Raw genomic sequence first — 21,777 nt, forward strand, 5'->3', positions numbered from 1 at the left:
GGGACCGAGGTGCTTGCAGACGCCCGATTGCGTCAATCTGTAAACCAGAATTCAACTGTGGCCCAGAGCACCACTGTAGATACTTTTAAAATCAGGCATCGAGTGATCCTCCTACAGATCCAACTACCCGAACACAGGAACAAATTAGTATTTATATAGCCAGCACAAGCACCAAAACAAAATGACTCTTTGTAAAAATCAATTAATAAAACAACTGAAGTTTCTCGCCAGCGCAAACATGACACCGCCCCCTCACCCCGCCCCCATACACCAAGTTCCCGAACAGCAAGCCGTCTATATTTTGACGCGGAGACGGAACTCATCGACAGGTATTTCTTACCTGCAATAAAGAACGCCTCCGCCGACAACCCTTAGTTCAAGCAAACAAAACAACTCCACCCCCGTGCATTATTCATTCAAGACATCGGAATTTACCGCCCAGATCAACATCCATCCACCCGAGCACGAACAGCATCTGCGCAAATACTACAAACGTCCTAAATAACACCACGCGACACCCAATTACAGCCTATAAAGAAATATCCACCTCTCTTCAGGCACTTACCCGAAAATGCTTTACCCCCTGCCTATAACATCATCCGGACAGCCACCCCAGGGCATTCACTAAAACCTGCCACAGCCCTTAAGACGCACACTCTTCGACTTTCAGTACTTATTCTATAGCTGACACCACATTCAAAACTCTACCCTTGAAGAACTGCCTTTAAAAACTACAACACCCTGGCAGCCCCTTGGTTTGCGCCCTCTCAACCACGCATTCCAAACAACCTAACAATACGAACATTTATTATTCAAAGAGCGCCTCTTATAAAGCGCCTTGAACAATCTTAAAATAATACCGCACCCTCAAGGAGAGTTTCATGAGGCCTGTACCGCTTTTATTTTCAGTCACGGCACTGGGGGTTTTCTCTGCTTTTGCCAACGTCTCGGCCGCTGCCAGCTATGCGCCGCTGCACAATAAATCCATGGGCATCGATACCTGCTTGGCCGTTGGCGAAGATAAGAGCCGGGTGTTCTTTGCTCCCTGCAATGGCTCCCGCGAACAGAACTGGACAGTCTCCGCACACAATGGCGGTCACTATTTCATTCACAACGAATCAAGTGAGACTCAATGCCTGCGAACCTTGTCCAATGGCAGAACGGTCACTCTCGGTGCCTGCAGCGGCGACGGCTACACCTCAATGCGACTTTGGACCGTCAAACACAACCTGGATGCCAGTATCACCCTGAGAAACAAATACAGCCTTGATCAGGGACGCAAGGAGACCCTGAACGCCGATGCCGCCAACAGCACTCCATCCATGTCGGTGCCCCATGTGGAAGACGCCGCACACTGGACGTATTCCGGCGAAATACCCTCACCGAAGCGGCCACTTCTAGGTCACAAGAAAGCCCTGGTAATGGCCACTCATTACAATGATTCCCTTCCTGCGAACCCCAACCTCATCCACGATGCCGTGCTCGGTGAGGGAGACTACCGGACCTCGTTGAAGAATTATCTGCGTCTGGCTTCCCACGGAAAACTGACGCTCGACGGAAAGTTTCTGAGCAACATCAATCTCGGCGAACGGCCAGCGACCTGTGACTCGTCCATGATTCTCGACCGCGCACGTTCTGCTGCTCGCGCACAAGGTGTCGAGCCTGACGAGTACGACTTCCTGATGGTGGATATCTCCAGATCCTCCAACTGCAGGTGGGAAGGACTGGCACAGACGCCAGGCAACTGGATACTGAGCAACGGCGTGGGCCACAAATACTGGATGTGGAGCCACGAGTTTGGCCACAACCTGGGTTTCCTGCACTCCTCCACACTACAGGACTGTCCGATCAGCGACGGTGTAGTGCGACTGAACTCGCAGTGCCGTAAGGGAGGCGGGGCGGATGCAGCAGACACCATGGGCGGCGGAGGTGAAAGAATGTACCCGGCGCACTACCAACTGTTCACCGGCTCGCTGGAAGACAGCGATGTTCCTGTCATAAAAAAACCGGGCACTTACAAACTGACACCGCTCTGGCAGTCAGGTGGCGCACAAGGCTACCGTCTGTATCGGTCCGACGGCTCGACGCTGGTGCTGGAGTATAGGCAGCCACAGCCCGTGTTCGAGGAGTGGCCAGTGGACAGCCCCTTCGTCAACGGCGTGACAGTGCGTGAGGTCCGGTATTCAGGTAACACCGTGGCCCACACCCTTGTCGATGCCACACCCGCAAGTACCTCAGGCATGAAGGATGCGCCGCTCATGCCCGGTTATTCCCTGCACGATGAGCTCTCCGGAAAGTTGATTACGGTGCTATCGGCAGACAACAACAGCACTGTCATCAAAGTGGAAGATCGCGCAACGCTCGACTGAAGTCGCCCCCCCAATGGCAATGCCCCTGCAGACAGAGCCCTGCGCCCTGTCTGAAGCCTCTTGCTCAATACTGTACGGAGAGGCCGTCCAAGTGCCGGCCTTTGCGTCTCAGTATTCCACCCGCACGTCGCCCTTGGGCACGCTGCAGCAGGACAGGATGTAGCCTTCGGCTTCGTCTTCCTCGGTGATCCCGCCGTTGTGTTCCATCACCACTTCGCCGCCCAGCTTGAGTACCTTGCAGGTGCCGCAGATGCCCATGCCGCAGGCCTTGGGGATCATCAGGCCGAGCTTGGCTGCGGCCGCGTGCACGGTTTCCCCCGGGGCCACGCGGATGCTCTTGCCGGAGGCGGTGAACTCCACCTGATGCAGGTCGGCGACATCCACTTCCGGCGCTTCGGCGGCTTGCTCGGCATGCTCCACCGCGTCGGCCCGGGCTTCGGGCGGGGTCGCGCCGAAGGATTCCTCGTGGTAGCGCGCCATGTCGAAGCCGGCAGCTTCCAGCAGGCGCTTGACGGCATTCATGTAGGGCGTCGGCCCGCAGCAGAACACTTCCCGCTCCAGGAAGTCCGGGGCCATCAGTTCCAGCATCTTGTGGTTCAGGTAGCCGCGATAGCCGGCCCAGGGCTCGCCCAGGCCGTGTTTCTCGCAGATCAGGTGCAAGCTGAAGTTGTCGATCCGCGAGGCCATGTGTTCCAGCTCGCGGTGGTAAATGATGTCCTTGGGTGAGCGGGCGCTGTGGATGAACACCATGTCGACGTTGCCGTTGGTGTCGTAGAACCAGCGCGCCATGGACATCACCGGGGTGATGCCGACGCCGCCGCTGAGGTAAAGCACTTTCGGGCTGGGGAAATCGATGGCGTTGAACAGCCCCACCGGCCCGTGCACCGCCAGTTCCTGGCCTTCATGCAAGGTGTCGTGGAGCCAGTTGGAGACCTTGCCGCCCGGCACGCGCTTGATGGTCACCGAGAAGCTGTAGGGCACCGATGGCGAGCTGGAGATGGTGTAGGAACGCATCACCGGCTGGCCTTCGATCTCCAGCTCCAGGGTGACGAACTGCCCGGGCTTGAAGAAGAACATGATCGGCTGGTCGGCCATGAAGCAGAAGGTCCGCACATCCCAGGTTTCCTGGATGACTTTGACGCAACGGACGATGTGACGGCCATTGGCCCAGGTCTGGGTGGTTACCGGGTTGAGGAAGGTGTTGGACATGCTGTTCTCCACGGCCGACTGTCGGCGTCTTGTCAGCGATTCTGCGTAAGGCTTCTCGCGCCCATTTACCTATCTGCGACATTCACATGCTTATCGCGACCAGCCCCCAGTTACAGGGGCTCCCCCGTCGGGAACAGATTGGGCCATGTCGCCCATGGATAAGGTTCAAGGCGCCCGCGGACCCACACTCGCCTCAAACACGACAACCGATTTTTCGTGACTTGCGTAGCACCCACCGTAGCCACTATTTAATTCGCCGGCCGCACCGAACGGCCATGAGGACTTGAACGATGGACGTCACCGCAACCCTGAGCTTGGGCGATCCACTGGAACCTGCACGCAAGGCCACTGCACAGATGCTGCAGGAGCGCGAGCGGACCTTCTCCCTGCCGCAGCCTTTCTACTGCGACGACAGACTGTTCGATATCGACATGCAGGAGATATTCCAGAAGGAATGGCTGATCGCCGGCATGACCTGCGAGATCCCCACCAAGGGCAACTACATCACCCTGCAGATCGGCAAGAACCCGATCATTGTCATCCGCGGCGCCGACGGTGTGGTCCACGCCTTCCACAACGTCTGCCGCCACCGCGGCTCGCGGCTGTGCACCAGCGACAAGGGCAAGGTGGCCAAGCTGGTCTGCCACTACCACCAGTGGACCTACGAACTGGACGGGCGCCTGCTGTTCGCCGGCACCGAGATGGGCGCCGACTTCGACATGAAGCAATACGGCCTGAAACCGGTGAACGTGAAAACCGCCGGCGGCTACATCTTCATTTCCCTGGCCGAGAATCCGCCGGCCATCGACGACTTCCTCTCCACGCTGGCCCATTACATGGAGCCCTACGACATGGAGAACACCAAGGTGGCGGTGCAGACCACCTTGCACGAAAAGGCCAACTGGAAGCTGGTACTGGAGAACAACCGCGAGTGCTACCACTGCGTCGGCTCGCACCCCGAGTTGCTGAAAACCCTGCTGGAATGGGACGACGTCACCGACCCTCGCGCCGACCAGGCGTTCAAGGACCATGTGGCCGCGTCCGCCGCCGCCTGGGAAGCCGAGAAGATCCCCTACGCTCACGCCAGCTTCGGCCTGCGCAATCGCATCGTGCGCATGCCCCTGCTCAAGGGCACCGTGTCCATGACCCTGGACGGCAAGCAGGGCTGCGCCAAGCTGATGGGGCGGATCAAGAACCCGGACCTGGGCTCGATGCGCATCCTGCACCTGCCGCACTCATGGAACCACTGCATGGGCGACCACATCATCGTGTTCACCGTGTGGCCCATCAGCGCTCAGGAAACCATCGTCACCACCAAGTGGATCGTGCACAAGGACGCGGTGGAAGGCGTGGACTACGACGTCGAGCGCATGCGCCAGGTGTGGGACGCCACCAACGCCCAGGACCGGCGCCTGGCGGAAGAAAACCAGCGTGGCATCAACTCCACCGCCTACCAGCCGGGTCCGTACTCCAAGACCTATGAGTTCGGCGTGGTCAACTTCGTCGACTGGTACAGCGAGCGCATGCTGAGCAACCTCGGCGCAGAACCGGCGCCTTATCTCAAGGGTGTGCCGGTCACTGGCTGACACCGCAGGAGTTCGGCAGCGGCTACAGGATTATGTAGCCGCTGCCGCAGGCTGCGAACGGCTTGGGCGGCATTGCGACGCGGCAGACGCAGCAGACGCAGCGAGCTTGAGAACGCTTGAGGTCCGGCGGGAAACCGTCAAGCAAGGTCCTGCGGACCTTGTCGCAGCCTCGCGGGCTCGGCAGCGGCTACAGGGCCTTCAGGGCTGTGACCAACTGACCGCGCCGGTCTCGCCAATGAAGTCTTCACTGATCTGCGAGCCGCTCAACTTCACTCTCACATAGCCATTGCGCACCCGCAGCGGGTAGTTCGGATCATCTGCCGACAGGGTTTCCGACCACAGCACCTGAGGGTTGCCTTTCAATTCGCGAGTGACGCCATAGGGAATCGCCCCGTGGCCGATGCAGCGCCCGTACATACCGTCCTTGGGCGCATAGCAGATGCCGTTGTGCAGGTGCCCCCAGTACCAGTAGTCCGGCACCCGGCCCAGGGCCGCGACCACCTGTTTGTACAGCGCGGTCTGCTGCTGGCCGCTGATATCCAGCCCCTGGTGATGACTGAGGACCATGATCTTGCGCCCCTGCCCCTTGCTCGCTACCAGGTCCTTGAGCCATTGCTGCTGCGGGGGATTGAGGTTGCCGTCCATGTACAGGTTCATTTCATCGGCGGCATAGGCGCTGTCCAGGCCGACGATCAGCCAGTGGCTGTTGAACAGGGCGAAGTAGCTGGTGCCTTGCTGCTTGGGAAACAGCGCGGCGATCTCGGCAAAGTAGCCATGGGCACCGCTGTACATTTCATGGTTGGAGTTGAGGCTGAATGACGCCTGGCGGCCCATGGGCCAGTCGGCAAGGTCGGCGCTCTCTTCGCTGCCGGTACCGGCGTAATACACATCTCCCAGGTGGACGGTGAAATCCGGCTGGTCCTGCTTGATCAGGTCCGCCACGCGCTGCGCCGCCGAATTGGGTTGGAAGTAGCCGGTGCCCCAATCCCCGGCCATGTCCAGCAGCACGTTGTCGGCCATCTCGATCAGCGCCGGGGTGGTGCCGAAGGTCGCGTGCTTGCGCAGGTTCTCGATCCAGTTGAGCAAGGCCTCGCTCCAGCGCAGGTCCAGCAGCTCCCATTGGCGACAACCCAGCAGGGTGCCGTCCTTCATCACCTGGGTCTGCAGCTCGGCCACCGTTTGCGGCAAGGGCTTGGCGTTGCCCAGGTGCAGGACCGACAGGCCGTGGGCCAGCTCCCAGGGCACCGGCGCCTGACCGGGGGGCAAGTCGCCGTGAATCAGGGCGTACTGCGCCTGGTCATGGGCGCGCTGCAGCAGTTGCACGATCGCCTGCAGCTCCTTCGGTTCAAGCTCGCTACGGAGTTTTTTCCAGGCCAGCTCGAGTCTGGCCAGCAGCCCGTCGACCCGGGCTTTGACCTGTTCGTATTCATGTTCCAGATTGCTCACAAATGACATGCCGGCATCCCTCTTGATGGTCCCTTTGCCCAAACGCCGAACGGGCGTCACAGGGTCTTCATGTATTCGATCAACTGCCACTTCTGCTCTGCGGAAAGCTGCGTGCCGTACAGATGGCCGCTGTTGCTGTTGCCCTCCAGGTGGGTGTCGTACTTGAAGGAGCCCGGCCCCTGCACCGCCGCGCCACTGGTGATGAAACCGACCTTCTGCGGGTCATACACATCCGAGCCGGTGTAGAACACCTGGGGCCGCAATTCCGGAGCCTGCAACAGGTCCCAGAGGCTCGGCACCGAGCCGTTGTGCAGATAAGGCGCCCGCAGCCAGACACCGTCGGTGGGGGTGTTGCTGTAGCTCTGGGTCTTGCGATAGGCACCGAAATCGAAAGGCGGCTTCTTGAACCCATGGAAGGCTTGCACCAGGCCGGTGGTGAAGGAGTCCAGGCGGTGAGGATCGGTGCCCAGCGTCTGGATATTGGTCGTGACCTGGCCGGTGTCGGCCTTGCCGAAATCATGGCAACCGGCACAGTTGGCCTCCCACAGCGGCTTGCCCTGGGCCACCTTGGCCTGATCGAGGGCGAACGGCCAAGCCGGCGGTTTGTGCCCCAGCAGCCAGTTGGTGACCCGGTTGAAGCTCTCAGGCAGCACCGATTCCGGGGTCGCGCCCACTGCCATCGCCGCCGCGTAGTTGCGCTCGCGGATCTGGTTGTTGTTGCCGTCCCAGTGCAGGTACATCGATTCCCGCGGCTTCTGGTTCCAGATCTGCGGCAGGTCCACGGTGCCGATGGTGGAGTCGTCGGGGAAGCCGAACACCACCATCTTGGTCGGGTTGAAGGTGTCGGTGCGCCCTGGCCCTTGCTGCGGCCGCAGCTTCTGCCAGGCATAGGCCTGCTTCTGCTTGAGCAGCGCGCTCTTGGCCATGGGCATGATCAGGTAGCGGTTGTACAGGCGTTCGACAAAGCCCAGCTGGAACTTGGCGTTGATCGCGTTCATCAGCGCATCCACGGTGAATTTCGGATCGCTGGCGCAATCGTAGGCGAACCACTGGAAGGCCTGGAGCTGCATCAGGTTGGCCGGTGCGGTGGGCACCACCTGGGACACATCGCTGGCGCTGGCCCGGTAGGCACCGGTGTGGCACAGGGCGCAGTTGGGCTCCACCGTGGGGTAGCCGAGCTGCCGCTTGGCCATGCCCACCGGCAGGTCCCGGCCGTTCTCGTAGAGGAAGCCGAAGACCTCGTAACCGCCGGGGCGCGGGAGTTTTTCCGGGCACAGTTGCGGCAGCACGGCAAACAGGTAGTAAGGAATCCGCGCTTCGATCCCCAGGCCGATGGCGGCGTACTTGAAGTGATCCTCGTCCGAGGCTTCCGGCGGCTGGGGCACTTCGCGAATCATGTTGACCCACGTGGCATAACCGACCACCCCCAGGACCAGCAGCAGGACCAGGCTGCCCACGCGAAAGCTGTGGCGCTTCCAGCAGGCGGCCCAGTACTGGCGCCAGTCGTGCAGCCCGGCACAGAGCAGGGCCCAGGGCCGGTTGGCCGGGGCACTGCCCAGGTACAGCAGGATGCCGAGGATCAGGAACATGCTGAGGTCGCCCATCAGCATGGGCACGAACACCTGGGCCTGGTTGCTGGTATTGATCAGGTAGATCCAGAACGCCACGGCGATCAGCCGCGACAGCACGCACAGCCAGGAATGCACCACGAAGCGCGGCGCGTTACAGCCCGAAGGCATGTAGAACAGGCTGATGCCCACCAGCAGCATGCCGGTGTTTTCCAGCCAGGGGTCCGACAGCACCGGCGGCAAGCCGACCACCGCGGTCAGCAGCGCCGGGGCAAACAGCGCCGGCAGGGCGAACACCATGTTCATGGCGATGCCCAGCCAGATGAAGCGTTGGAACCAGCGGATATAAGCGTTCATATCAACCTTCCCTGCATCCATGTGTAGCGGCCGCCGCAGCCTGCACTTGGCCTCCAAGCGCGCTTGCTGCGGTGCCTGTTGCTTGATCTGGCGCGGGCCCGCGGCGATCTTGCCGCGGGCTGGCCTGGGTCAGCCCCGGGCGGTCTTTTCCAGGTGCGCCAGCATCAGCGGGTACACATCGACCACCGCGTTCTTGCCGAAGATGCAGTCGATGTGTCCGTAACCCGGCACCACGTGGCGGCTGAACAACTCGGGGCCATGGAGTTGGCTCAGGCGTTCATAGGTCTTCTGCGTGCTTAGCGGCAGGTAGCACTGGTTGTCGGCGCCGCTGATAAAGCAGATGGGCAACTTCAGCCGATCGAAATGCGGCATGTAGACGTCACGCCCCTTGAAGTCCACCAGGTGCCCCTTGCGACAGATCAGTGCCAGATGCTCGAAGGTCTCGATGTTGGAGGCGCCGAACAGCTCGTGCAGGTTGTCGTGCAGGGTCTGGTTGAGGGTGTCGTGGCGGTACAGCGAGGCGTACATGAAGGTGATGCGGTGGCACACCGGATTGGTGCAGTAACCCTGGGCCTCGATCCGCGCGTAGCCGTTGAGCGCCGTGTCGTAGAGGCGGTTGAACAGGCTTTCCTTGCTGTCGGCGTAGGCCGTCAGGGACTTGATGCCGATGGCGTCGAGCATGCCCGGCAGGTGCAATCCGGCCTTGATCCCGGTGGCGGTGGCCACCACGGTATCGGCGGCAATCTGCGAGCAGACCACCGAGCGCACGTCCTGCAGGCCCGCCAGCAGCGACATGAAGAAGGTCGTGGCGCCATAGCAATGCACCACGCATTGCACGTCACGGGCCCCGGTCGCCTGCTTGATCTGGCCGATGGCGGCCTTGAAATCATAGGCCGCGATCTGGTCGCCATTGCATTCCCGCTTGCTCGCCGGCAACAGGATGCTGACCCGGAAATCCAGGAGCCAGACGTCATAGTCGTGCTTGCACAGGTACTCCAGCAGGTTGGTCTGGATGGTGTCGGTGGAGAAGATGTTGGAGCCCACGCCAAGCCCATGCACCAGCATCACCGGGCCTTTGCTGCCGGCCTGGTAGCGGGTCAGGCGCAGCTGCACCCGGTCTTCGGTCTCGAAGAACTGCACCGTGGGCACCGGCGCATCCAGGGGCCGCTTGTTCCGCGGCGGCGCGTCGGGGTTGAAGTAGATGTCTCCGGCGAACACGCCGCCGTAGCTCTCCCAGAGAATCCCGGCGAAGAACTTGCCGAAGCGCGCCAGGGCCTCGATGCGCTCACGCTCGTTGCGCGCATTGAGCACCTTCATGGTGGTCATCTGCCTGGCGAAGTCCGCCGGCAGGATGTGCATCACCCCGGAGCCCAGCACCGGGCCGCTCTTGTCCTGGCCGCGGTACAGGGTCACGTACAGGGTGCTGGTGTCGGGCCAGATGTTCAGCACGCCGTGATCCTCGGGCACGGTCTTGAACGCACTGAAGTAGTACTGGTTGCCGTCCTCGGCGGTCAGGCGCATGTCGTAGTTCATGTGGCGCACGCCCACCTGCTGCTGGAACTCCTCGAACAGGTTGAACACCCCGTGGCTGGCCACCAGGGGCTGAGCCGACAGCGCCGGAGCCTCCAGGGTGCCCACCAGGGTGGCAGCGTGCTCGGGCTCCTTGATCATCCGGTTGAGGTCGTTGGCCGTGATGGTCAGGGTGAACTCGATGGGAGAGTTCTGCGCCTCGCCGCGCTTGGCCGCCTCCTGATAGAGCGCCAGATCGGTGCCCTGGGGCTGGGTGAAGGCCGTGGAAAAATATCCCTTCATGGTCTCGGTGAACTGCACGCCCAGGGTCGGCGCCGGCACCGCCTTGCTCGGGGCCGAGGGCAGGCTGTAATCGATCTTCCAGCCCCGATCTTCGGCCAGCAGGCGCATGTTGCGCTCGCTGACCGCCGAGATGGTCAGCAGCGGATTGACCGCCAGTGAAGTCGGAATCACCGCGCCGTCCGCCACATACAACCCGGGATAGACCTCGGTGCCGCTGGCGCCGCAAAACACCTGGCCCTTGTGGTTGACCACCCCCTGAGCGGCGTCTTCGCCCATGACGCAGCCGCCCAGCGGGTGCACCGAAACGATGCTGTGCTTGAGCAGCTTGGTCCAGATCGGGTTCTCCACCCAGACTCCGCCCAGCGCCTTGGTGCTCTGGTACAGGCGCTCGTTGCCAAGAATCACATTGGGCTGCTGGCCAACGCCCGGCCAGTCGATGCGCAGTTGATCCTTGGCGTCCAGCAGCATGCGGCCGCGGCCATCGTCATGGCTCATGATCAGGTAGGTCTGCATGTTGTGCAGCGCACCGTAATAAGGCCCCCGCAGAAAGCTCTCGGCCTCCCGCTCCTTGTAGCCCAACTGAGCGCTGAGGCTGTTGTCGGTGGCCTTGCCCAGGGTCGCGGCAAACAGCGCCATGCTGGGCACCATGGCCCGGCCCAGGGCACCGGGAATCGACCCCTCCTCGATGACCATGCGGCTGCGCCAGTCGCCTTCGGTGCGCATGTCGATGATGGAGGTGATGCACGGCCCCACGGGTTTGAGCTCACTGGCCGAATGGGTGCCGAAGCCGATGCCGTTGATGGTCTGCTCACAGTTATGGCCGAACCCGAGGATGTCGCCGTTACCGCTCATGTGCTCACCCAGCTGGTCCGAGGTGGACAGGCCCTTGGCCCTGGAGCGCAGGAGAATTTCCGTGGAACCCAGGGTGCCGGCACTGAGCACCACGATGTCGGCCTTGACGAACAGGGTCGGCGCCGAGAACTTCTCGCGACCGCTGTCCAGATATTGGAAATGCACGATCCAGCCATCGCCCTCCCGCTCCAGGTAGCGCACTTCGGCCTGGCAGAAAATCTCGGCGCCATGATTGCTGGCGTCCGGCAGGTAATTCATCAAGGTGGTGTTCTTGGCCTTGTTGTTACAGCCCGAGACACAGTCGCCACAGTGGTTGCACGGCAGTTGCTCGACCCCGACATGGTTGAGGTTGTTGGGCAGCTTGGTGAAGGTCACGTTGATCGGCGGCTTGTAGAAGTGCGCACCCTGCTTGAGATACTCCGCGGACTTCTGGTTGGCCTGGAGCTTGGGCAAGGTCGGCGCCGAATCGGGATAGGGATTGGGCTTGAGCATCTCCCGGGCCCGGGCATATCCCTCCTTGAGCAAGGTATCGCGATGCTCGCGCACCGCCCGGGGCCAGCGCGGGTCGTCGAAGACCCCGGGTTCGGGCTCCAGGGCGACGTTGGCATTGATCAGCGACGTGCCTCCCAGGCCGCAACCGACCACCACGTTCTGCTGGGCGTTGACGTGCAGATCGAAGAGCCCGGTGCGTGAGCCGATGTGGCCGTCGGGGTCATGCACCTGCAGCTCTTCGGTGGCGGTGGCCAGGGTGTTGGGGTACTCGCCCGGCTGGATCTCCCGCCCTCGCTCCAGCAGGCAGACACGCCGACCGGCCCGGGACAATCGGGAAGCGGCGATGCCACCTCCGTAGCCGGAACCGATGACAACAACGTCGTAGTGTTCCTGGATCTCGCTGATGGGGGTCGCGATCCGAGTCATGGCGGGGTTCCTCTCAGGCTGATGGGGCAACTCTGTGGTCGCCTCTAATGGGTGCATCCGTCAGCGCGCAGGCAGCCGAACAGGCAGGCCTTGGCGCCTGAAACACAAGCAGTGAAGGGACAAAACGAAGGGCAGGGCTACAGACGTGCGCGCTGGTTGGCGGCACGGCGACGGGTACGTCTAGGGAGGGGGGCCCCGGTCGGATAAACCTGCGATAAACGACAATCCATTGCCTGCACTCCCTGAGCCGGATGTGGATAAGTTGCCGCTAAGTCCTTGTGGCATCAGTGAAGACAGGCCACCTATCACTGTCAAGAAAGCCATTAGAACTGTACGAAATTTGATCTATTGCCGTACACGCTATGGATTACAGGGGGTGCAGCCTTCCGCGAACATGTTATCCACACCTTGGCCCACAGCAACTGTGGGCAAATGAGCGAGGGTTGGGGATATTTCAGCAGGCAATGCCAAGAAAATCCGTGACTTATGGGAAAACAGCGGTTTTGCCGGCAATTGATCAATTATTGAACAAAGCTCTGAAAGGCACGTATTCAGAGGCCTGTAGAGGAAGGCGAACACCTTATCCACAGAACGGCCAACAGACTTTGGGGGCAACTGGGGTCAGAAGCATCAGCAACTGTGGAAAACCCCTGGAGGCCGCGAAATATCGAGGCTTTACCCGAATAATCGAGCCTGAACAGCGTATTTGGATGTTTTTTGATCAAACCATTCAAGCTCAGGTTCTACGGGGCCTGCAGCGCTAAGCGAACATCTTATCCACAGAAGCGCCAACAGACTTTGGGGGCAAGTGCTGTGCAAAAGTCTCTTCGGCTACTTCCCTGCCCTGGAAAAAAAGCCATGAAAATCGCCAGCTTAGACTGATCAAAATTCGAACAGACGGCTACAGGGCTTGTTTCACAAGGGCTTGAGCAAGGCGCGAACACCTTATCCACAGGTACGCACACAGGGATTGTGAGTAAACCCACCAGCGCCTTATCGGAGCTGGCTTGCCAGGGAACGACGATGCCCAGAGGTGGGCAAAACCCTAGCGGCCCCTTCGCCGACAAGCCGGCTCCTACGGCGGGTGCAGGCGCGATTTCCCTGGTAGGAGCTGGCTTGCCAGCGAACGGCGGTGCTCAGAGGTGGGTGCACGGCCCGAGGGCTGTGCATAAGCCTGAGCTCAGCGGACCACGCCTTCTTCGATGAGCAACTTGAGAATGGCCTCGGCGCCGGCCTCGGGGCTCACGCCCTTGAGCACTTGGCCGGTGCCGCCGCTGGCCTTGGCGGTGGCGGCCTTCATGCGATCCGCGCCGCTCTTGGCCTTGATCACTTTCAGGCGCTTGGGCCGCGGTTTGGCCGGTTGCAGGCTGGAGGCTGTGAGTAACTCGTCTTCCACCACCACGACCTGATCGGCCTGCAACAGACCACGGCGCGCCGGGCCATAGGCGCTCTGGCGCGGTTTCGGCGCGGCGTTATCCACAGTGGCGAGAAACGGCAGGCGCACCTTGAGCCGCCGCCGCTGGCCACGGGGCAAGGCTTGCAGGACATGGGCCACGCCATCGGCCAGGGATTCGACTTGCGCCAGCCCCACCACCAGCGGCCAGCCAAGGTTTTCCGCCAGCAGAAACGGCAGCATGCCGGAGCCTTCGCCGGTTTCTGCCTGGCTGCCGGTGAGCACCATCTGAGCGCCCGCGTCGCGCAGGTACTGGGTCAGGATCGGCAGGGCATCAGCGCCTGCAGGCTGTTCCAGCACGTGCAGCTGTTCCAGGCCCATGCCCAGGTAAGCACGCAGGGCCGGTTCGGCGACGTCGCCGGCATGCAGCACCTGCAGTTTGTCCCCCGCCAGTTGCAGGCCCAGTTCCACCGCACGGGCGTCTTGTTCGGCGCGCCGTGGACGGCCGGAGGTCGGGTGAGCGCCTATCGATACCAGGCTGATCACAGTGCTGTTCATAACGTCCCCTTAAGCCGCGTCGCGCTTGGCATCGTTGCGGTAAGCCGCTACCGCCGCGATCAAGGCCTTGAGAATTTCCGCGCTGTCGCCAATCACCGACAAGTCGGCGCGTTTGATCATGTCGCAGCCCGGGTCGAGGTTGATGGCCACCACCTTGTCGCAGGCGCCGATGCCCTGCAGGTGCTGGATCGCCCCGGAAATCCCCACCGCCACGTAGACCCGCGCGGTGACCCAGATGCCGCTGGCCCCCACTTGCCGATCTCGGGCCATGAAGCCGTCGTCCACCGCCACCCGCGAGGCGCCTTCGGTGGCACCCAGGGCCGCGGCGGTCTGGTGAAACAGTGGCCAGTCCTTGACCCCGTTGCCCCCGGAAAAGATGAATTCGGCCTCGGCCATGGGAATCGCCGCCGGGTCCACCGCCACCGCGCCCAGATCCTCGATCCGCGCCAGACTGCGGGCCACCGTTGTGGATAACTCCACCGGCAAGGCTTCGTGGCGGGTTTCGCTGACCGGCTCGGCGCATTCGGCGGCGGCCAGGATCAAGCGTGGCGCTGGCCGCGCCAGGTCCTGCAGCCCGGCACCGGCACGGCCGATGCACTGCCCGTCCTTGACCTGCCAGACCCGGGTCGCCGGGCGTTCGCCCAGGGCCGCGGCCAAGCGCCGGCCCAGTTCGCCGCCACCGCTGCGGCTGTCGGGCAGCAGCCAGTGACGCGGGCTGAACTGGTTATCCACAGCCCGCAGGCCCTGCACCCGTTGTTCCGGTGCATAACCGTCGAACTCGCTGCCTTGCAGCACCAGCAGGCGGTCGACGCCCGCCGTGGCAAAGGCCGATTCCTTGTGCTCGCCAAACACCACTGCCAGCACTGCGCCGTCCTGGCCTGCCAACTGGTGGGCCAGGCCCAGCAGGTCGCGGTCGTGGCTGCTCAGGCGGCCGCCGACCATGTCCGGCACCACGCTGATGTAGAACGCCGGCTGCGCCACCTGATGCAGCGGCAACTGCACCTCGGTCGCGGCCGTGCGCTTGGCGCTGCCGCCCTGCTGGGCGCCACTGCGGTCGATGCGCTTGAGGCCGTTGGGGCCGATAAAACCGATGCCATGGGGATTCTTGCGGATCAGGCCATTGGGCCCCATCCAGCTGTGTTGCGCCGGCTGCATGGCCGCGTGCAGCGGGTGCAGGCGGTTGCGGGCAATCCATTCAGCCCGAGGATCGCGGCGGATAATGTCGCTCATCAGTGCACCTCCGCAGGTTCGGGTTTCACCGACGCCGGCGCTTTGCCCGGGGCGGCGTCTTCGAGCAAGGCGTCGGCCACCAGTTCGGCGATGTCCTTGATCATCGGCCGCGGCTCCACCACCCCTTCGAGCATGGCCGTGCACTGTGGACAACCCACGGCCACCAGCTCGGCGCCGGTTTCGCGGATGTCTTCCATGCGCATGTCGGGTATCCGTTGCTTGCCCGGAATGTCGGTGATCGGCGCCCCGCCGCCACCGCCGCAGCAACGGGAACGAAAGCCCGAGCGCTGCATTTCCTTGATCTCGATGCCCAGGGCCCGCAGTACGTCCCGAGGGGCTTGGTACTCGCCGTTGTAGCGGCCCAGGTAGCAAGGGTCGTGATAGGTCACGCTGCTGCCTTTGTGCTGGCCCAGGTTCAGCGCACCGGCGCCGATCAGTTCGGCCAGGTAAGTGCTGTGGTGCTGCACCAGATAGTGGCCGTTGAAGGCGCCGTACTCGTTTTTCAGCACATGGAAACTGTGGGGATCGCAGGTGACGATGCGCTTGAAGCGGTACTTGGCCAGGGTCTGGATATTGCGCTTGGCCAATAGCTGGAAGGTTGCTTCGTCGCCCAGGCGTCGGGCCACGTCGCCGCTGTCGCGCTCTTCCAGGCCGAGCACGGCGAAGTCCACCTTGGCCGCTTTCAGCACTTTGACGAAGGCGCGCAGGGTGCGCTGGTTGCGCATGTCGAAGGCGCCGTCGCCGACCCAGAACAGCACATCGGTACTCTGCTTGTCGCTAAGCAGGGACAGGTTCAGGTCCGCCGCCCAGTTCATCCGTCCGCCCGGGTTGAAACCGCCGGGGTTGTCGGTGGCGATGAGGTTTTCCAGGACCTCGGCGCCCTTGTTCGGCGTCGCGCCCTTCTCCAGGGTCAGGTGGCGGCGCATGTCGACGATGGCATCGACGTGCTCGATCATCATCGGGCATTCCTCGACGCAGGCCCGGCAGGTGGTGCAGGACCACAGGGTCTCGGCGTCCACCAGGCCGTTGACGATGGGCTGGTGCGGATGGCCGCCATGTTCGCCGATGGGCCTTCCTGGATAGGGACTACCGGCGAACTGCGCGTCGGTGCCACCAGCCAGGCCGACCACCATGTCCTGAATCAGCTTCTTCGGGTTCAGCGGCTGGCCGGCGGCGAAGGCCGGGCACGCCGCCTCGCACTTGCCGCACTGCACGCAGGCGTCGAAGCCCAGCAGCTGGTTCCAGGTGAAATCCTTGGGCTTTTCCACCCCCAAAGGCGCGCTTGGGTCTTCCAGGTCCAGGGGCTTAAGGCCCGTGGAACGGCCACCACCAAAGCGCTCGGCGCGACGGTGCCAGGCCAGGTGCAAGGCGCCAGCGAAGGCGTGCTTCATCGGCCCGCCCCAGGTCATGCCGAAGAACAGCTCGGACACGCCCCACAGCACACCGACCGCCAGAATCGTCGCCAGCAGCCAGCCACCGAAATGTTCGGGAAGGATGCCCGCCACCGGCAAGGTCACCACAAAGAAACTCACCGAGAACGCCAGCAGGCTTTTCGGCAGGCGCATCCACGGGCCCTTGGACAGGCGTGCCGGTGGGTTGCGCCGACGCTTGGCGACGAACAGCGCGCCAACGAACATCAGCGTGGTGGCCAGCAGCAAGGCGTAGCCGAGGATGCGGTTATGCAGACCAAAACCATGCACCAGGATCGCCAGCACCGCCGCCAGGACAAAGCCGCCCGCCGTGGCCACGTGGGTGTTGGCCATGTATTTGTCCCGGGCCACCACATGGTGCAGATCCACCATGTAGCGCTTGGGCATGGCCAGCAGCCCGCCGATCAGATCGACCTTGGAGGCTCGCCCCTGGCGCCACATGGCCACGCGCCGCAGCGCGCCGAGGACCGCGAGGCCGACGGCGGCGAACAACAGAATGGGAAGAAGGGTGTTCAACATGGTGGAGCTCCCAAAGACCGGGTCGGTCGTTGTAGCCGCTGCCGCAGGCTGCGCCCGGGCGGCACTGCGTCACAGGACAGATGCTCTTGAGGGCCCCGGAAGGCCCTTCGGGCCTTATCGCAGCCTGCGCAGCGGCTACAGGTGGCTTAGAAATCCTTGCACAGGCGCAGTGCGTCGTAGATCGCAGCATGGGTGTTGCGCTGGGATACGCAGTCGCCGATGCGGAACAACAGGTAGCCCTCCCCCGTCTCGCTCAGGCACGGCTGCGGCTTGATCGCGAACAGCGCCTCGACGTCCATCTGGCCCTTGTTGCGCGAACCTTCCTTGAGCCCGTAGTAGAGCTCTTCGTCAGGACGCACGCCGTTTTCCACCACCACCTGGTCCACCACCCGCTCTTCGCGGGCGCCGGTGTATTCGTTCTCCAGCACTGCCACCAGCTTGTCGCCCTCGCGGTAGACCTTCTCCAGGGTCAGGTCCCCGGTCATGATCACTTCCTTGGGGTACAGGCTGCGGTAGTAGGTAGGGAACGAGGTACCGCCCACGGCGATGCCCGGCTTGATGTCGTCGGTGACGATCTCCACTTGCGAGCCCTTGTCGGCGATGAAGTCGGTGACCGACATGCCGGTGAACTCGCAGATGGTGTCGTACACCAGCACGTTCTTGCCCGGCGCCACCTTGCCGTCGAGGATGTCCCAGCTGCTGACCACCAACCCTTCGGCGGCGCCCCAGTGCTCGTTCTGCTCGATGAACGGATGGCCGCCCACGGCCAGCACCACCACGTCGGGGCGCAGGTCGAGGATGGTCGCGGTGTCCGCCGCGGTGCCCAAGCGCAGGTCAACTTTCAAGCGCGCCAGTTCCAGCTGATACCAGCGGGTAATGCCGGCGATCTGATCCCGTTGCGGGGCCTTGGAGGCGGTGGTGATCTGCCCGCCAATGGCGTCTTTTTTCTCGAACAGGGTCACGTCGTGGCCACGTTCGGCCGCCACGCGAGCGGCTTCCATACCGGCAGGACCGGCGCCGACCACCACCACCTTGCGCTTGATGCCGGTGGTCTTCTCGATGATGTGCGGCACGCCCATGTATTCACGGGAGGTGGCGGCGTTCTGGATGCACAGCACGTCCAGGCCCTGGTACTGGCGGTCGATGCAATAGTTGGCGCCGACGCACTGCTTGATCTGGTCGATCTGGCCCATCTTGATCTTGGCGATCAGGTGCGGGTCGGCCATGTGGGCGCGGGTCATGCCGACCATGTCGACGTAACCGCCTTCGAGAATCCGCGTGGCCTGGTTCGGGTCCTTGATGTTCTGTGCGTGCAGCACCGGGACCTTGACCACTTCCTTGATGCCCGCCGCCAGGTGCAGGAACGGCTCCGGCGGGAAGCTCATGTTGGGGATCACGTTGGCCAGGGTGTTGTGGGTGTCGCAGCCCGAGCCGACCACGCCGATGAAGTCCAGCATGCCGGTGTCGTCGTAATACTTGGCGATCTGCTTCATGTCCTCATGGGACAGGCCGTCCGGGTGGAATTCATCGCCGCACAGGCGCATGCCGACACAGAAGTCGTCGCCCACTTCAGCGCGCACCGCCTTGAGTACTTCCAGGCCGAAGCGCATGCGTTTCTCGAAAGTGCCGCCCCATTCGTCGGTGCGCTTGTTGACCCGCGGGCTCCAGAACTGGTCGATCATGTGCTGGTGCACCGCCGACAGCTCGACGCCATCCAGGCCGCCAGCCTTGGCCCGACGCGCAGCCTGGGCGTAGTTGCCGATCACCCGCCAGATCTCTTCCGGCTCGATGGTCTTGCAAGTGGCGCGGTGCACCGGCTCGCGCACCCCGGACGGCGACATCAGGGTCGGCCAATTGAAGCCGTCCCAACGCGAGCGCCGGCCCATGTGGGTAATCTGGATCATGATCTTGGCGCCATGCTTGTGCATGGCGTCGGCCAGGTTCTGGAAGTGCGGGATGATGCGGTCGGTGGACAGGTTCACCGAGCTCCACCATTCCTGGGGGCTGTCGATGGCCACCACCGAGGAACCACCGCAGATGGCCAGGCCGATGCCGCCCTTGGCCTTTTCTTCGTAGTACTTCACATACCGTTCAGTCGTCATGCCGCCGTCGGTGGCATAGACCTCAGCGTGGGCGGTGCTCAGCACACGGTTGCGGATGGTCAGTTTGCCGATCTGGATCGGCTGGAACATCGCTTCGAAAGCCATTTTTCTTAACTCCGCTTACAACGGTTTGACGACGAACAGGCCATCGTCGTGGCCTTCTTCGGAACCACCGTAAACCTGCTCTGCCACGGTGCGGATCTTGCTGCCACGGGCTTCCAGGATCTGGTCCATGGCACCGGCGAACCAGCCGGTGAACATGTAGTCCACCTTGCGCCCGACCTTGCCGTACACGTAGACGAACGCCGAGTGCTCGAGCTTGACGCTGGCGGTGCCTTTATCCAGGTCGATGTCCTGGATCTTGAACAGGCCCCAGCCGCGCTGGGACAGACGCTTCATGTAGTGCTCGAACACTGCGACGCCTTCCAGGCCGTGGCATTCGGCTTCTTTTTCGCACCAGTGCCAGGCGGACTTGTAGCCGGCCTTGTAGAGGATCTCGGCGTAGGCATCGGCGCCCAGCACTTCCTCGATACCCATGTGGTTGTTGACGAAGAAATGCCGCGGCACGTAGAGCATTGGCAGGGCGTCGGAGGTCCAGACACCGGTTTCGCTGTCGACTTCGATAGGCAGTTGCGGGGCGATCTTGGCCATGTTTCAAAACTCCGGAATTCTGTGGATAAGTACGTCTGTAGCCGCTGCCGCAGGCTGCGAAAAGGCTCGAAGCGCCTTCCGAGGGCCGCAAGAGCGCGTCTCCTTCGGAGCCGATCGCAGCCTGCGGCAGCGGCTACAGGAATGTGCTGTGGGGGGTGGCCTTATTCGCCCCAGACGTCCTTCAGGACGCTGACCCAGTTCTCGCCCATGATCTTGCGCACCACGCGCTCGCTGTGGCCGCGCTTGAGCAGGGTCTCGGTGAGGTTGGGGAACTCGCCCACGGTGCGGATGCCCAGGGGGTTGATGATCTTGCCGAAGTTGGTCAGGCGCCGGGCGTAGCCCTTGTCGTGGGTCAGGTATTCGAAGAAGTCCTGGCCATGGCCCTGGGTGAAGTCGGTGCCGATGCCGATGGAATCCTCACCGACAATGTTCATGGTGTATTCGATGGCTTCGGCGTAATCGTCGATGGTCGAGTCGATGCCCTTGGCCAGGAACGGCGCGAACATGGTCACGCCGACGAAACCGCCGTGGTCGGCGATGAATTTCAACTCGGCGTCGGACTTGTTGCGCGGGTGCTCCTTGAGCCCGGACGGCAGGCAGTGGGAGTAGCAGACCGGTTTCTTGGATTCGAGGATCACTTCCTCGCTGGTCTTGGAGCCGACGTGGGACAGGTCGCACATGACCCCGACGCGGTTCATCTCGGCGACGATCTCGCGGCCGAACCCCGAGAGCCCGCCATCACGCTCGTAGCAGCCGGTGCCCACCAGGTTCTGGGTGTTGTAGCACATCTGCACAATGCCCACGCCCAGCTGCTTGAACACCTCGACGTAGCCGATCTGGTCTTCGAAAGCGTGGGCATTCTGGAAGCCGAAGAGGATGCCGGTCTTGCCCACTTCCTTGGCCTTGCGGATATCCGCGGTGGTGCGCACCGGCATCACCAGGTCGCTGTTTTCGCGGATCAGTTTCTGGCTGGCGGCAATGTTGTTGACCGTGGCCTGAAACCCTTCCCAAACCGACACCGTGCAGTTGGCTGCGGTCAGGCCGCCCTTGCGCATGTCCTCGAACAGCTCGCGGTTCCACTTGGCAATGATCAGCCCGTCGATAACGATGCTGTCGGCGTGTAATTCGGCTGGGCTCATCAGGCTGTCCCCTTATTGGCGATTCCTGCGCCGAATCGTCTGCCGGCGCTTTGGGGTCAGCATATGCTTGAGGGCCGGGGCGCCCCGGTGCAAAAACGACAGGGGAATTGCCGAAAGCGTCAAGACCCGACAAAGGGCCGGATGTAGGGGCATGGCGCCCTCTGTTCTTTGCCTGGGGCTTGCGCCAGAATTCGCCGCTTCAACGAAAGCTTCACTGGATGAGGGGCAGTGCTGCAATGAAACCGATCTTCCTGGCCTTGATATTGATAGCCACCGGCGTACAGGCGGCCGAAGAGGCCGACAGCACGCCCTGCGACGGCGTGGAAAACGACGTGCAGACCCTGGAATGCGCGACCTACAACCGCACCACCGCCGAGCAGTTGCTGAGCGACAACGTGCAAAGCCTGCTGGAACGCCTGGGCACCCTGTACGGCAACGACAAGGCGCAACTGGCCGACATCAGCGCCAAGGTCAAGAACGCCCAGCAGCTGTGGCAGAAGCAGCGCGACGCCGACTGCGCGGTGGAATCCTTCCCGGCCAAGCCCGGAACCAAGGCCTACACCATCGCCACCAATGATTGCCTGGCGCGGATGAGCGACGAGCGCTCGGAGTTCATCGAGTCCATCGCCCAGGAATGA

Annotated in this window: 13 protein-coding genes; 3 read left to right on the forward strand and 10 right to left on the reverse strand. The window is 62.5% G+C overall.

Annotated features, from left to right (window positions below; genetic code table 11):
- Window positions 1-881 precede the first annotated feature (881 nt).
- Window positions 882-2,369 (forward strand): hypothetical protein, encoded by a 1,488-nt coding sequence (locus LOY69_RS27785; RefSeq protein ID WP_265073872.1) that lies wholly within the window; start codon window positions 882-884, stop codon window positions 2,367-2,369.
- A gap of 108 nt (window positions 2,370-2,477) precedes the next feature.
- Here the strand turns inward: LOY69_RS27785 and gbcB are convergent, their stop codons facing one another.
- Window positions 2,478-3,578, reverse strand: a complete 1,101-nt coding sequence (gene gbcB / locus LOY69_RS27790; protein ID WP_265073873.1) for a glycine-betaine demethylase subunit GbcB — start codon at window positions 3,576-3,578, stop codon at window positions 2,478-2,480.
- Between the two features lie 290 nt (window positions 3,579-3,868).
- Here gbcB and gbcA point away from each other — a divergent pair, with 290 nt between their 5' ends.
- Window positions 3,869-5,164, forward strand: coding sequence for a glycine-betaine demethylase subunit GbcA (gene gbcA, locus LOY69_RS27795; protein WP_102881090.1), 1,296 nt, complete (start codon window positions 3,869-3,871; stop codon window positions 5,162-5,164).
- Window positions 5,165-5,362: 198 nt separating this feature from the next.
- Here gbcA and LOY69_RS27800 read toward each other — a convergent pair whose 3' ends face one another.
- The 9 genes from LOY69_RS27800 to LOY69_RS27840 form a co-directional block, all read right to left on the reverse strand.
- Window positions 5,363-6,619: a metallophosphoesterase family protein gene (locus LOY69_RS27800; RefSeq protein ID WP_265073874.1), complete on the reverse strand. Its 1,257-nt coding sequence runs from the start codon at window positions 6,617-6,619 to the stop codon at window positions 5,363-5,365.
- A 47-nt stretch (window positions 6,620-6,666) separates the two neighbouring features.
- Window positions 6,667-8,535 carry a hypothetical protein gene (locus LOY69_RS27805; protein WP_102881092.1) on the reverse strand — a complete coding sequence of 623 codons (1,869 nt, stop codon included), beginning with the start codon at window positions 8,533-8,535 and terminating at the stop codon, window positions 6,667-6,669.
- Between the two features lie 129 nt (window positions 8,536-8,664).
- Window positions 8,665-12,117, reverse strand: coding sequence for an alpha/beta fold hydrolase (locus tag LOY69_RS27810; protein WP_265073875.1), 3,453 nt, complete (start codon window positions 12,115-12,117; stop codon window positions 8,665-8,667).
- A 1,180-nt stretch (window positions 12,118-13,297) separates the two neighbouring features.
- Window positions 13,298-14,068 (reverse strand): electron transfer flavoprotein subunit beta, encoded by a 771-nt coding sequence (locus tag LOY69_RS27815; protein ID WP_102881094.1) that lies wholly within the window; start codon window positions 14,066-14,068, stop codon window positions 13,298-13,300.
- Between the two features lie 9 nt (window positions 14,069-14,077).
- The gene (locus LOY69_RS27820; RefSeq protein WP_110652394.1) at window positions 14,078-15,298 is read right to left on the reverse strand and encodes an electron transfer flavoprotein subunit alpha/FixB family protein; all 1,221 of its coding nucleotides are present in this window, start codon (window positions 15,296-15,298) and stop codon (window positions 14,078-14,080) included.
- On the reverse strand, window positions 15,298-17,247 hold the full coding sequence (gene dgcB, locus LOY69_RS27825; RefSeq protein ID WP_265073876.1) for a dimethylglycine demethylation protein DgcB: 1,950 nt from the start codon (window positions 17,245-17,247) through the stop codon (window positions 15,298-15,300). Before dgcB ends, LOY69_RS27820 begins: the two co-directional genes overlap by 1 nt.
- Before the next feature lie 146 nt (window positions 17,248-17,393).
- Window positions 17,394-19,454, reverse strand: coding sequence for a dimethylglycine demethylation protein DgcA (gene dgcA / locus LOY69_RS27830; RefSeq protein WP_102881097.1), 2,061 nt, complete (start codon window positions 19,452-19,454; stop codon window positions 17,394-17,396).
- Window positions 19,455-19,469: 15 nt separating this feature from the next.
- Window positions 19,470-20,000, reverse strand: coding sequence for a 4-vinyl reductase (locus LOY69_RS27835; RefSeq protein WP_102881098.1), 531 nt, complete (start codon window positions 19,998-20,000; stop codon window positions 19,470-19,472).
- A 161-nt stretch (window positions 20,001-20,161) separates the two neighbouring features.
- Window positions 20,162-21,139, reverse strand: coding sequence for a dipeptidase (locus LOY69_RS27840; protein ID WP_102861999.1), 978 nt, complete (start codon window positions 21,137-21,139; stop codon window positions 20,162-20,164).
- 236 nt (window positions 21,140-21,375) lie between these two features.
- Between LOY69_RS27840 and LOY69_RS27845 the strand changes: the two genes are divergently transcribed.
- Complete coding sequence (locus LOY69_RS27845) at window positions 21,376-21,777, forward strand: lysozyme inhibitor LprI family protein (protein ID WP_110594409.1); 402 nt, start codon at window positions 21,376-21,378, stop codon at window positions 21,775-21,777.

Source organism: Pseudomonas sp. B21-059 (assembly GCF_026016285.1).
In the GTDB taxonomy this organism is placed as follows: domain Bacteria; phylum Pseudomonadota; class Gammaproteobacteria; order Pseudomonadales; family Pseudomonadaceae; genus Aquipseudomonas; species Aquipseudomonas danubii.

Bases quoted from the DNA above. Each gene is read 5' to 3' on its own strand.
- LOY69_RS27820 (WP_110652394.1), bottom strand. From the start codon at position 15,298: ATGAGCGACATTATCCGCCGCGATCCTCGGGCTGAATGGATTGCCCGC.
- LOY69_RS27810 (WP_265073875.1), bottom strand. From the start codon at position 12,117: ATGACTCGGATCGCGACCCCCATCAGCGAGATCCAGGAACACTACGAC.
- LOY69_RS27805 (WP_102881092.1), bottom strand. From the start codon at position 8,535: ATGAACGCTTATATCCGCTGGTTCCAACGCTTCATCTGGCTGGGCATC.
- dgcA (WP_102881097.1), bottom strand. From the start codon at position 19,454: ATGGCTTTCGAAGCGATGTTCCAGCCGATCCAGATCGGCAAACTGACC.
- gbcB (WP_265073873.1), bottom strand. From the start codon at position 3,578: ATGTCCAACACCTTCCTCAACCCGGTAACCACCCAGACCTGGGCCAAT.
- LOY69_RS27840 (WP_102861999.1), bottom strand. From the start codon at position 21,139: ATGAGCCCAGCCGAATTACACGCCGACAGCATCGTTATCGACGGGCTG.
- LOY69_RS27835 (WP_102881098.1), bottom strand. From the start codon at position 20,000: ATGGCCAAGATCGCCCCGCAACTGCCTATCGAAGTCGACAGCGAAACC.
- LOY69_RS27800 (WP_265073874.1), bottom strand. From the start codon at position 6,619: ATGTCATTTGTGAGCAATCTGGAACATGAATACGAACAGGTCAAAGCC.
- LOY69_RS27815 (WP_102881094.1), bottom strand. From the start codon at position 14,068: ATGAACAGCACTGTGATCAGCCTGGTATCGATAGGCGCTCACCCGACC.
- LOY69_RS27845 (WP_110594409.1), top strand. From the start codon at position 21,376: ATGAAACCGATCTTCCTGGCCTTGATATTGATAGCCACCGGCGTACAG.
- LOY69_RS27785 (WP_265073872.1), top strand. From the start codon at position 882: ATGAGGCCTGTACCGCTTTTATTTTCAGTCACGGCACTGGGGGTTTTC.
- dgcB (WP_265073876.1), bottom strand. From the start codon at position 17,247: ATGTTGAACACCCTTCTTCCCATTCTGTTGTTCGCCGCCGTCGGCCTC.
- gbcA (WP_102881090.1), top strand. From the start codon at position 3,869: ATGGACGTCACCGCAACCCTGAGCTTGGGCGATCCACTGGAACCTGCA.